This is a genomic window from Gordonia sp. CPCC 206044 (assembly GCF_048537895.1).
Taxonomy (GTDB): Bacteria; Actinomycetota; Actinomycetes; order Mycobacteriales; family Mycobacteriaceae; genus Gordonia.
In genome coordinates this window covers 1-11,200 of record NZ_JBCLVL010000030.1, presented here as the reverse complement: position 1 = coordinate 11,200, position 11,200 = coordinate 1, and the positions used below count along the sequence as shown (strand labels likewise).

Annotated in this window: 10 protein-coding genes, 1 tRNA gene and 1 pseudogene; 3 read left to right on the top strand and 9 right to left on the bottom strand. The window is 65.6% G+C overall.

Features of this window, described 5'->3' with window-relative positions:
- Positions 1 to 144: 144 nt before the first annotated feature.
- Together AAFP35_RS26125 and orn are read right to left on the bottom strand one after the other, a co-directional pair.
- A tRNA-His gene (locus AAFP35_RS26125) sits at positions 145 to 217 on the bottom strand.
- Positions 218 to 320: 103 nt separating this feature from the next.
- The gene (gene orn / locus AAFP35_RS26120; protein WP_419224605.1) at positions 321 to 920 is read right to left on the bottom strand and encodes an oligoribonuclease; all 600 of its coding nucleotides are present in this window, start codon (positions 918 to 920) and stop codon (positions 321 to 323) included.
- Between the two features lie 109 nt (positions 921 to 1,029).
- Between orn and AAFP35_RS26115 the strand changes: the two genes are divergently transcribed.
- Entirely contained in the window at positions 1,030 to 2,580 is a 1,551-nt protein-coding gene (locus AAFP35_RS26115; protein ID WP_419224606.1) for a helicase HerA-like domain-containing protein, read from the top strand.
- A 155-nt stretch (positions 2,581 to 2,735) separates the two neighbouring features.
- Here AAFP35_RS26115 and cmrA read toward each other — a convergent pair whose 3' ends face one another.
- The 7 genes from cmrA to AAFP35_RS26080 form a co-directional block, all read right to left on the bottom strand.
- Complete coding sequence (gene cmrA, locus AAFP35_RS26110) at positions 2,736 to 3,551, bottom strand: mycolate reductase (protein WP_419224604.1); 816 nt, start codon at positions 3,549 to 3,551, stop codon at positions 2,736 to 2,738.
- 26 nt (positions 3,552 to 3,577) lie between these two features.
- Entirely contained in the window at positions 3,578 to 5,650 is a 2,073-nt protein-coding gene (locus AAFP35_RS26105; RefSeq protein ID WP_419224603.1) for an FAD-dependent oxidoreductase, read from the bottom strand.
- A 36-nt stretch (positions 5,651 to 5,686) separates the two neighbouring features.
- A complete protein-coding gene (locus tag AAFP35_RS26100) occupies positions 5,687 to 6,268 on the bottom strand; it encodes a PadR family transcriptional regulator (protein WP_419224602.1) in 582 nt (193 codons plus the stop codon).
- 174 nt (positions 6,269 to 6,442) lie between these two features.
- Positions 6,443 to 6,571: a hypothetical protein gene (locus AAFP35_RS26095; protein ID WP_419224601.1), complete on the bottom strand. Its 129-nt coding sequence runs from the start codon at positions 6,569 to 6,571 to the stop codon at positions 6,443 to 6,445.
- 169 nt (positions 6,572 to 6,740) lie between these two features.
- Positions 6,741 to 7,166 (bottom strand): hypothetical protein, encoded by a 426-nt coding sequence (locus tag AAFP35_RS26090; RefSeq protein ID WP_419224600.1) that lies wholly within the window; start codon positions 7,164 to 7,166, stop codon positions 6,741 to 6,743.
- Entirely contained in the window at positions 7,163 to 8,350 is a 1,188-nt protein-coding gene (locus tag AAFP35_RS26085; protein WP_419224599.1) for an FAD-binding oxidoreductase, read from the bottom strand. The genes AAFP35_RS26090 and AAFP35_RS26085 overlap by 4 nt, the downstream gene beginning before the upstream one ends.
- 29 nt (positions 8,351 to 8,379) lie before the next feature.
- Positions 8,380 to 8,895, bottom strand: a complete 516-nt coding sequence (locus tag AAFP35_RS26080) for an RrF2 family transcriptional regulator (RefSeq protein WP_419224598.1) — start codon at positions 8,893 to 8,895, stop codon at positions 8,380 to 8,382.
- Positions 8,896 to 9,016: 121 nt separating this feature from the next.
- Here AAFP35_RS26080 and AAFP35_RS26075 point away from each other — a divergent pair, with 121 nt between their 5' ends.
- Both AAFP35_RS26075 and AAFP35_RS26070 read left to right on the top strand, forming a co-directional pair.
- Positions 9,017 to 10,291: a uracil-xanthine permease family protein gene (locus AAFP35_RS26075; protein ID WP_419224597.1), complete on the top strand. Its 1,275-nt coding sequence runs from the start codon at positions 9,017 to 9,019 to the stop codon at positions 10,289 to 10,291.
- A 477-nt stretch (positions 10,292 to 10,768) separates the two neighbouring features.
- Positions 10,769 to 11,200, top strand: a pseudogene (locus AAFP35_RS26070) (HNH endonuclease); the annotation flags it as partial.

Genomic DNA, 11,200 nt, shown 5'->3' with positions numbered 1-11,200 from the left:
GACGATCACGCTAACCCGACCAAGACACGCCGACAGCCATACACACATTTTGGCCATTAACCCACGATGGGCTTCGCGACACCCGCAACGGTGGCCGCACGACGAAAAGTGGGAGACCCTGGATCAGGATCTCCCACTCGTCGGGGTGGATGACGGGACTCGAACCCGCGACAGCCAGGATCACAACCTGGTGCTCTACCAACTGAACTACATCCACCATCGGCGTCCGTCACACGGGGATGACCACCGTGTTCCAGAGCCAGGGTCATACTCTAGCGGGTCGAGGCCCCCGAACTCCAATCGGCCTCGATTCGGCGTGTTCACGCAGGTCCGAGGTCCTCCACGATCTTCGCGAGGTCGTCGATATCGGGTCCAGGCAGCGGGACGAAGGCGGCCTCCCGGTAGTACTTGAGTTCGCGGATGGACTCCCGGATGTCGGCCAGAGCGCGGTGTGCGAGTCCCTTCTGCGGCTGTCCGAAGTAGATCTTCGGATACCAGCGACGGCACAGCTCCTTGATCGAGCTCACGTCGACCATCCGGTAGTGCAGGTAGCCATCGAGCTCCGGCATGTCACGGGCGATGAATCCCCGGTCGGTGGCGATCGAGTTGCCGGCGAGGGGCACCGAGCCTGCCGTGGTCACCTGGCTGCGCACGTAGTCGAGGACCTGTTCCTGCGCCTGCGCCACGGTCACCGTCGATGCGCGGACCTCGTCGGTGAGACCGGATGCCGCATGCATCTTGGTGACGACCTCGGGCATGGCGGCCAGATCGTCGTCGGAGGCGTGGATGACGATGTCCACGCCATCGCCGAGGATGTTGAGTTCGCTGTCGGTGACGAGCGCGGCGATCTCGATCAGTTTGTCCGATTCGAGTCGAAGTCCGGTCATCTCGCAGTCGATCCACACGAGTTTGTCCTGCATCCGGTCAACCTTAGTCGCGCCGCCATTCGCGGGGAGCGCTGACCGCTATTGTCACTGTCGTGAGCGAGGTCGTTCGACACCACGAGAGGACGCCATCTTGACCGAGCCAGTGACCGATCCGAACAACGCCGCGCAGACCATCGCCGCGGGATATGGTTTCGATTCCGTCTCGCTCGAACTCGGCACCGTGTCGGTGGACGGCCAGGCAGATCCGACGGCCCGGGTTCGCATCCCGTTGGCAATGATGAACCGGCACGGTCTGGTCGCCGGGGCGACGGGCACCGGCAAGACCAAGACGCTGCAGATGATCGCCGAGCAGCTCTCGACCAACGGGGTCCCGGTGATCATGGCCGACATCAAGGGCGACCTGTCGGGGCTGAGTGCGCCAGGTGTCGTCGGTGACAAGATCACTGCACGCGCCCAGCAGACCGGCGACGAGTGGCAGCCGTCGGCGTCGCCGGTGGAGTTCGTCTCTCTGGGCGCCGACGGAATCGGTGTCCCGATCCGGGCGACCATCACCTCGTTCGGCCCCATTCTGCTCAGCAAGGTGTTGGGGCTCAACGCGACTCAGGAGTCGACGTTGGGTCTGATCTTCCACTGGGCCGACCAGCGTGGGCTTCCGCTGCTCGATCTGAAGGATCTGCGGGCGGTCATCATGCATCTGACCGGCGACGAGGGGAAAGCGGACCTGAAGGCGCTCGGCGGTGTCTCGAAACAGACCGCCGGGGTGATCCTGCGTGCGCTGACCAATCTGGAGGCCGATGGCGGCGACACCTTCTTCGGAGAACCGGAGGTGGAGCCGACGGATCTGCTGCGGGTGGGTCCCGACGGTCGCGGCATCATCACCCTGTTCGAACTCGGTGCGCAATCCTCGCGCCCCGCATTGTTCTCCACGTTCCTGATGTGGATCCTCGCCGACCTCTTCGAGTTCCTGCCCGAGGTGGGAGATCTGGACAAGCCCGAACTCGTGTTCATCTTCGACGAGGCGCACCTGCTGTTCGACGATGCGTCGAAGGCGTTCAAGGAGCAGGTCGAGCAGACCGTCAAGCTGATCCGCTCCAAGGGGGTGGGGGTGTTCTTCTGCTCGCAGCTGCCCACCGACATCCCGAACGAGGTGCTCTCGCAGCTCGGGGCGCGCATCCAGCATGCGTTGCGCGCGTTCACTCCCGACGACCAGAAGGCGCTGTCCAAGACGGTGAAGACGTATCCGACCTCGGAGGTCTACGACATCGAGAAGGCGCTCACCTCACTGGGCATCGGTGAGGCGGTGGTGACCGTGCTCTCGGAGAAGGGTGCGCCCACCCCGGTGGCCTGGACGGTGATCCGGACGCCTCGATCCTCGATGGAAGCGCTTGGGGCCGAGGCGATCACGTCGGCCGCCAAGGCGAGCCCGCTGTACGCGAAGTACGGTCAGACGATCGACCGAGAGTCGGCATACGAGAAACTGGCGGCCAACACGCTCGCTCCCGACGAGCCTGCCGATGCTGTGCCGCCACCGCCACCGTCGTCGCCGCCCGCCGCCGAACCGGACAAGCCAGGGGCGTTCACCGAGATCCTCACCAGCAAGCCGATGCAGAACTTTCTGCGCAACGCGGCGAGTCAGGCAGGCCGTGAGTTCAGCCGGGCGATCTTCGGGACGGGTCGTCGGCGGCGTCGCTGACGGTCACCCGCCGTCGCGGCGCATGCAGGCGGCGCACGTGCGATGGGCGACGTTGCTCGTCACCACCCGCGGACGTTGCAGGCAATGCGGGTGAAGTTTCACCCAGTTTTGCGCGGAGCGTCCGTGACGTGCAATCCGCAGTGCTGCGGTCGGGGTCAGCCGTCGCCGAGTTTGCGGTAGAAGGTCCCGACGATGGGCGCGACGATCGCCCGCGGGCTGTACCCGCCTGCCACCGACATCGCCTTGGACAAGGTGCCCGGAACCACACGCATCTTGTTGTGCTCCAATGCATCGAGACTCATCTCGGCGACCTTGGCCGAGGAGTGCCAGAGGAAGTCTGGGACCATCCGGTCGACGATGGAGGCGTCCTCGGCTGCCGGCGTCTCGGTGCGCACCGGGCCGGGCGCGAGCAGCGTGACGTGCACGCCCTGTGCGGCGACCTCCCCGCGTAGAGATTCGCTGAAGGTGTTCACGAACGCCTTGGTCGCCGCGTAGGTCGCGTTGTTGGGGATCGGCATGTTTCCTGCCGCGGAGCCGACCATGAGGATGCCGCCGGACCCGCGTGCCACCATCTGGGGCAGGACGGCCAGCGTCAGATCGTGTACGGCGTTCACGTTGAGCCGAACCTGTGCGCGTTCGTAGTCGGCGTCGAGATCGCTGACGGCACCGAAGGTCGCGATCCCGGCGTTGTTGCACAGCACCGAGATCTCGCGCTCGGCGAGCTCACCGCAGAGAACCTCGACGGCGGCCGCATCGGACAGGTCGACGGCGCGGACCTCGGCGGCCACGTGATGAGTGGTGCGCAGCTGTGCGGCCAGGTCCTCGAGGATGTCGCCGCGCCGGGCGACGAGGATCAGCGAATGACCACGGGCCGCGAGGGCCCAGGCCAACGCCATCCCGATGCCCGACGATGCGCCGGTCACGACGGCACGGGCGGACGGGGTGGCAGACGGGATCGGCATGGCGGTCATGGTAACCGCCATGCCGTCCGTCGTGGTCAGGCGATACCGGCTGCGACCTCGGTGCCCTGGCGGATCGCGCGCTTCGCATCGAGTTCGCCTGCGTAATCGGCGCCCCCGATGATGTGGGTGATGACGCCTGCCTCGGTCAGCGGATCGACGAGGTCACGGACCGACTCCTGGCCCGCGCAGACGACCACGTTGTCGACCTCCAGCACGCGGGTGTCGGTGATGTTGCCCTCGTCGTCGCGGAAGCTGAGGTGCAGTCCCGCGTCGTCGATGCGGTCATAGGAGGCGCCGGAGATCTGTTCGACACCCTTCATCTTCATCTGGGCGCGGTGGACCCAACCGGTGGTCTTGCCCAGTGTCTTGCCCTGCTTGCCGGGCTTGCGCTGCACCATGTAGACCTGTCGGACCGCGGGCAGCGGGCGGGGTTTGGTGACGAAGCCGGGCTTCTCGCCGTCCTCGGTGACACCCCACTCCTGTTCCCATTCTTTGAGATTCAGCGTCGGCGACTCGTCGGTGGTCAGGAACTCGCTCACGTCGAAGCCGATACCGCCGGCACCGATCACCGCCACGCGCTTGCCGATCTCGCGGTGTCCGAGAACGGCTTCCGCGTACGACATGACCATCGGATGATCCACGCCCGGGATGCTCGGGATGCGCGGCGTGACGCCCGTCGCGACGATGACGTCGTCGAACTTCTCGGCGGTGATGTCGTCGGCGGATACCCGGGTGTTGAGCCGCACGTCGACACCCCGGACCTCGATCTGGCGGGTGAAGTAGCGGATCGTCTCCTTGAACTCCTCTTTGCCGGGAATGCGTGAGGCGATCTCGAACTGCCCGCCGATGGCGTCGCCGGCTTCGAAGAGGGTGACCTTGTGGCCGCGCTCGGCACTCGAGACGGCAGCCGACAGCCCGGCCGGACCGGCGCCGATCACCGCCACGCGCTTGGCCTTTCGGGTCGGGCCGAGCACCAGCGTGGTCTCCCGGCCCGCGCGCGGATTGACCAGACACGACACGTGCTTACCGACGAAGGCGTGGTCGAGGCATGCCTGGTTGCACCCGATGCAGGTGTTGATCTCGTCGGTGCGGCCATCGCGAGCCTTGTTCGCCAGGTGGGGGTCGGCCAGGAACGGTCGCGCCATCTGGATCGCGTCCACGCGTCCGCGACGGAGGATCTCCTCGCCGAACTCGGCGGTGTTGATCCGGTTGGCGGCGATCAGCGGGATCGACACCTCGTCGCGGAGTCGCTCGGTGAACTTTACGAAGGCACCGCGCGGCACCGAGGTCACGATCGTGGGTACCTGCGCCTCGTGCCAACCGATGTCGGTGTTGATGGCGTCGACCCCGAGTTCCTCGGCCTTGCGGGCCATCAGGGCGATCTCGTCCCACGTCTGACCTTTACGGACCAGGTCGGCGATCGACTGACGCAAGATGATGGGGAAGTCGCGGGGCACCTGGCGGCGCATCTCCTTGATCACCTCGACCAGGAAGCGCTGGCGATTCTCGGTGGACCCGCCCCACTTGTCGGTGCGGTCATTGGTGTGCGGGCACAGGAACTGGTTGATCAGATAGCCCTCGCCACCCATGATCTCCACGGCGTCGTAACCGGCCTGCCGGGCCAGCTTCGCCGACTGGCCGAAGCTCTTGATGACGTGACGGATGATCGGTTCGGTCATCCGCAGGTGCTTGAACGGGTGGATCGGGGAGGGCTCTTTACCCGGTGCGACCTTGAACGGGGTGTAGCCGTAGCGGCCGGCGTGGATGAGCTGCATCGCGATCTTGCCGCCCTCGTCGTGCACGGCCTTCGTGACGCGCTGATGGCGCTTCATGTCGACGACGTTGGTCATCTTGCCGCCGAACGCCATCAGCAGCCCGGTGCGGCTGGTGCCGAATCCGCCGGTGATGATCAGTCCGGCGCCACCGCGGGCGCGTTCGGCGAAGTAGGCGGCGAGCTTGTCGGTGTCCCAGATCCGGTCCTCGAGGCCGGTGTGCATGGAACCCATCACGAGACGGTTCTCGAGGGTCATCCCACCGATCTGCAAGGGCTCGAACAGATGGGGGAAATGCGGATTGCGTTGCGCGGGCTGTGCCGATGGGGCTGTCATGGCCAGTCCTTTCTGTGTCGGTCGACCCGGTGTGGGTCAGTCTGTGTCCGAAGACGTCGGTCGAGTCGAATTGATCTGGGTGAGTTCACGTTCCAGGCTCTGGAGGACTTCGTCACACCAATCGACAAAGCCTTCCTCGGACCGGATGCCGCCGCGCAGGACCAGGTACTGGTGCAGTTTGCGGCCGGTGAGGGAGTCAGGGTTCGGGTAATAGTTCTCGCGAAAGGTGTTGAAGAGCTTGAGCTGTGCGAGATGCTCGTCACGGTGGACCTTGAGTTCGCCGATGACGGCGGCGAGGTCGCCGAACTCGGCGGCACGCAATTTGACGCCGATGTCGCTGCGCAGGGGCTGCAGCGGTGTGGGACTGACCGCCCAGTCCGACAACGCTTTACGGCCCTCGTCGGAAATGGTGTAGACCTTCTTGTCCGGCCGCCCGTCCTGCGCGACGGATTCGAAGCTGACGAGACCGTCGGTGTGCAGCTTCTTGAGTGTCCGATAGATCTGCTGATGGGTGGCCGACCAGAAGTATCCGATGGATCGGTCGAACTGCTGGCCGATCTCGTAGCCCGTTCCGGGTCGTTCGGCCAGCGACACGAGGATCGCATGTTCGAGCGCCATGACCCCAAAGCTAACACTGCACCAACGCACTATGCAACTAGGTTCATATGGCTTGGAGCTCGACCGACCTGCCCGAATCCCAGGAGGGGCGGGGGATGCCAGACGACAGCAATCCGCCGACCACGCAGGGCGTGGTCGGCGGAATGACGGTTGGGTTGGCTCAGCGAGCGTCGCTCAGAACCACTGCCAATCCCAGCGGTGCAGACGACGGTTCCACACCCGGCGACGGCGACGCTTGCGCGGCGGTGCGGGATGCGGCGCCGGACGGGGGTGGTTGCCGGGGCGAGGTGCTGGCTGGGGCATGTCGTTCTCCTTGCGTTCAGTCCGTCGGCGACGTCGCCGACGGACTGAACGTAGGTAGAGCAACTGCGGATGGGCTGGCGTACGCCTGGGAGAACGCTGTGGAGACCAATCCTGTGGAGACCAACCTTTTGTGGAGATCAACGCTGGCGACCCGCTGTGGAGACCCGCGCTATGCGAGGAGTACGACTCCGAGCCAGATGAGTGCGGCGACCTTCACCACCTCGAGCGCGACGTAGACCAGGTGTGCATGGCTACGCGGCCCTTCGTGCCCGGCCAGGACCGCATCGGATCGGCGGGTGAGCGCCGGTCGCACCGCCACGAGTTGGACCGCCAGGGCGGCAATGGCCACGCCGGTACAGATCGCGACGGCCGGGCCATCCCAGGTCCCGACGACGACCGCGATCACGATGACCACCGCCCACACCGCCTCGATGGTGTTGAGTGCCCGAAACACCAGGCGGCCGATGCCCAGTCCGATCGGCAGCGTCACTCCCGGGGCGCGGAACTTGAGGGGCGCCTCCACGAACGAGATCGCCAGCACCATGCCGAGCCAGAGGAAGCATGCCGCTATGGCGATGGCGGCGGGCGTGCTCATCGGGCGCCTGACCGCAGCAGCTCGGGACCGAATGTCTCGTAGTGGATGCGTTCGGCGGCGATGTCACGGGCGAGGAACTCGTCTCGCATGGAGGACAGGAATCCTGTCGGACCGCAGAGCATCACGTGGGTGCGCGGATCGATGGCCACATCATCGAGTGCCATCTGGCCGGTGCGAACCGCATCGGAGAGAACATGCGACGACGCCTTCTCGTACCACTGGTACAGACGGCCCTGCGGGAGGGACTCGACCAGAGCGGCGAGCTGCCCGCGGTGCGGCTGCCGGTCCCGCGAGCGGTCCGCGTGCAGGACCGTCACCGGTCGTTCGTCACCTCGTGCGGCCATCGCCGTGAGGAGCCCGATCACCGGCGTGCATCCGATGCCCGCCGAGGCGAGCGTCAGCGGGAGGTCGTCATCGGGAAGGACCAGATCGCCGAACGGCATGCTGACGTGCAGCAGGTCGCCTTCGAAGACCTGCTCGTGGAGGTACGCCGACACCTCGCCGGCCAGCTTCACGCTGAACTGCCACCGCGGCGAATCGGGTGTGCCCGTCAGGGAGTACTGCCGGATCTGGTGTGCACCGTCGGCGAGGGGTACCTGAACGGAAATGTATTGGCCGGGCCGGAATCCGGGCAGTGACGTGTTCGGCTCGGGGTCGGTGAGCGTCAGCGCGATGGTGTCGGGGGAGATCTGGGCGCGCTCGGTCACCAGGGCGTCGTGCCACACCTGGCCGGGCGTGACGCCCGCACGCGCGTACAGGTCTGCTTCCGAGGCGATCAGCAGATCGGCCATGTCCCAATACAACTGGTCCCAGGCATCGGCGACCGGTGGCGTGACCGCATCGCCGAGGACCTCGACGATGGCCGCGAACAGGTGCTCGTGCACCACGGTGTACTGGTCGCGGGTCACGCCGAGCGAGGCATGTTTGTGGGCGATTCGGTCGAGGATGAACCGCTGACGCCGCGCATCGGGTTCGAGTTGCAGGCGGGCGAAGGCCGCGATCGACCCCGCCAGAGCCTGGGGCTGTTCGCCGGACTTCTGGTGCGTGCGGTTGAAGAGATCGTCGTGGAGCTCCGGATGGGCCGTGAACATGCCGCGGTAGAACCGCTGGGTGATGTCGGCGAGGGCGTCCTGCACGGCGGGTAGGGTCGCGGCCAGGGTGCTGCGTTGCGCATCGGACAACATGGTGACTCCGATCTTCCGGGTGGATCCCGTCAGGCGTTCCGGGCGGGACTGGGGGACCGTGAATCGTTGTCGGGCAACGACTCCGGTCGGGCAGTGAGCGACAGCAGCACTCCTGCCGTCGGCTCGCGGACGAGGTCTGCGACGGTCTCGTCGTCGAGGCTGGCGAAGAATGCGTTACGTGCACGGGCGAGTGCGCCGCGCAGCCGGCAGGCGTGGCGCAGCGGGCACGGCTGTGGCCCCTCGCAGTCGATGACCTCGTCCTCTCCCTCGAGGGACCGGGCGAGCCAACCGACCTGTGCATCACGGCCCAGTTCGGTGATGGCGAGCCCGCCAGAACGGCCGCGTCGGGCATGGACGACACCCATCTCGGAAAGTCGTCCGACGACCTTGGCCACATGGGTGTAGGGCACCGCCAACTCGTTTGCGAGGGCCCTTGTCGTCAACGGCGTTGCCGTCATCGGTGTTGTCGCCGAAGGGCTCTCGCCCGCCACCGCGAGGCGCATGACAACCCGGAGGCCGATATCGGTGAACCGGGTCAGCTGCATGAGATGAGTAGATCATAATTGGAATCTGATATGCATATTTGCGTGTGGTGATGCCCGTCACGATCCCGACGATCACCGTTTCGGGACGCGCGGCACGTCGGTATCGCGCAGACTGATCCGCATGACGACACCGAAGACACGTTCGGGTGGGTTCCTGTCGTGGCGGCTCAGTGACGGTGGGGGAGTCATCGGTCCGGATGAACGACTCAGCTGGCCGCGCACAGTCGGGATCGGACTGCAGCACGTGGTGGCGATGTTCGGTGCGACTTTCCTGGTTCCGGTCCTGACCGGATTCCCGCCGGCGACGACCCTCTTCTTCTCCGGGATCGGCACGTTGCTGTTCCTGGTGATCACCGGCAACCGGTTGCCGAGCTACCTCGGTTCGAGTTTCGCGATCATCGCACCGGTGTTGGCGGCCACCGCATCTCACGGCCAATCGGCCGCACTCGGCGGGATCGTGGTGATCGGAGTGCTGCTGATCGTCATCGGTGCCGTCGCCCATGTCGCGGGCATCGGATGGATCGAGATCCTGATGCCGCCCGTTGTCACCGGCACCATCGTCGCGTTGATCGGGCTCAATCTCGCGCCGACGGCGAAGACCAACTATGAGCAGGATGCGATCACCGCCACCGTGGTGCTCGTGGCGTTGATCGCCTCGATCGTGCTGTTCCGAGGTCTGCTGGGCCGGTTGGCCATCGTCGTGAGCGTGATCGTGGGTTACCTGTTCGCCCTGGTCCGCGACAAGGTCGACACGAGCGCGATCGCCGATGCCGCGTGGGTGGGCCTACCGGACTTCCACGCGCCGTCGTTCGAGGTGTCGGTCATCCCGATGTTCCTGCCGGTGGTCCTGGTGTTGCTGGTGGAGAACATCGGGCACGTGAAATCGGTGTCCACGATGACCGGAGTCGACTACGACAAGCGTGTCGGTCGGGCGTTGGCCGCCGACGGGTTGGCGACCGTGCTGGCAGGCAGTGGCGGAGGTTCGGCCACGACGACCTACGCCGAGAACATCGGGGTCATGGCCGCCACCAAGGTGTACTCGACGGCCGCCTACTGGATCGCCGGCATCGCGGCGATCCTGCTCGGTCTGTCGCCGAAGGTGGGGGCGGTCATCGCGTCCGTGCCGCCCGGCGTGCTCGGCGGTGTGACGACCGCCCTGTACGGGCTCGTCGGCATCCTGGGCGTACACATCTGGGTGACCAATCGGGTCGATTTCTCCCGCCCCGTCAACCAGTTCACCGCGGCCATTCCCCTGGTGATCGGTATCGCCGACTTCACCTGGGTCATCGGTGATCTCGACTTCGGCGGCATCGCACTCGGGGCCGGGGCCGCGCTGGTCATCTATCACTCGATGACCGTGATCGGTCGGTGGCGCGGGACGGTCACCGACCGATAGTGGGTGGTGCCGGCGCAGCGAGGAACGGGGTGCCCCGCATGGCGAGGCACCCCGTTCATCGCGCTCGGGTCAGTCGCGGTTGCCCGGAATCCCGAACCAGAATCCGATCCCGATGACGATGCACGACAGGAAAGCCACCAAGGGCATGGTCCACATGTAATCCATGCCGGGAACGCTACGAGAGGACGACGCCGCGCGTGGGCGTTTTCACAAGAGCGAAACAGGATCTGGAGTCTCGGCGAGGTGCGGTGTGAGGTACCGCCGTGCTTCCGCGGCGGGGGTGCCATCCCGGTCGCCGAGCCCGACCGCGACGTGTGGAGAACGCTCACGCCCTGTGGTCTTTTGGTGATCACACTCGTTGATGCGCAACATGTTTCGGCTTCCGAGTCGGAGCATGAAACAATCTCTGAACTCCTCTTGTCGATCCCGCGGCGACGGCGTATATTCGAACACGGGTTCGAAACACTGGGGGGTGTGATGGCCGAGGATCATGTTGCTGGCGAGCAGGTGTCTGAGGTGGTTGGCCTTTATCGTCAGCTCGATGAGTTGCTCGACCGGATCAGCGCGGTCGGTACGACCAGCGCGTCGTATGCGGAGATTGTTGGTGTTGCGCAGGCGCATGAGCGTGCTGTGCGGCGGTTGGGGTTTGTCGGTTTACAGCGTCTGGTCGACTGCGATGAGCGTGGTGTGGTCGCCTTGGAGGGGTTCGCCCGATTCACTGATTTTCTGGTGTCGCGGTTGCGGATCACCGATGCGGGGGTGCGGCGTCGGCAGATCGCGGCGTTGTTGCCGACGTATTCGTTGGCCGGTGAGCAGGTGCCGACGAGGTATCCGCATGTGGCGCAGGCCTGGTCAGACGGCGCTATCGGCACCGCGCATGTGTCGGCGGTGCTGGCGGTGTTGGACAAG

Bases quoted from the DNA above. Each gene is read 5' to 3' on its own strand.
- orn (WP_419224605.1), bottom strand. From the start codon at position 920: ATGCAGGACAAACTCGTGTGGATCGACTGCGAGATGACCGGACTTCGA.
- cmrA (WP_419224604.1), bottom strand. From the start codon at position 3,551: ATGACCGCCATGCCGATCCCGTCTGCCACCCCGTCCGCCCGTGCCGTC.
- AAFP35_RS26105 (WP_419224603.1), bottom strand. From the start codon at position 5,650: ATGACAGCCCCATCGGCACAGCCCGCGCAACGCAATCCGCATTTCCCC.
- AAFP35_RS26100 (WP_419224602.1), bottom strand. From the start codon at position 6,268: ATGGCGCTCGAACATGCGATCCTCGTGTCGCTGGCCGAACGACCCGGA.
- AAFP35_RS26095 (WP_419224601.1), bottom strand. From the start codon at position 6,571: ATGCCCCAGCCAGCACCTCGCCCCGGCAACCACCCCCGTCCGGCGCCG.
- AAFP35_RS26090 (WP_419224600.1), bottom strand. From the start codon at position 7,166: ATGAGCACGCCCGCCGCCATCGCCATAGCGGCATGCTTCCTCTGGCTC.
- AAFP35_RS26085 (WP_419224599.1), bottom strand. From the start codon at position 8,350: ATGTTGTCCGATGCGCAACGCAGCACCCTGGCCGCGACCCTACCCGCC.
- AAFP35_RS26080 (WP_419224598.1), bottom strand. From the start codon at position 8,895: ATGCAGCTGACCCGGTTCACCGATATCGGCCTCCGGGTTGTCATGCGC.
- AAFP35_RS26075 (WP_419224597.1), top strand. From the start codon at position 9,017: ATGACGACACCGAAGACACGTTCGGGTGGGTTCCTGTCGTGGCGGCTC.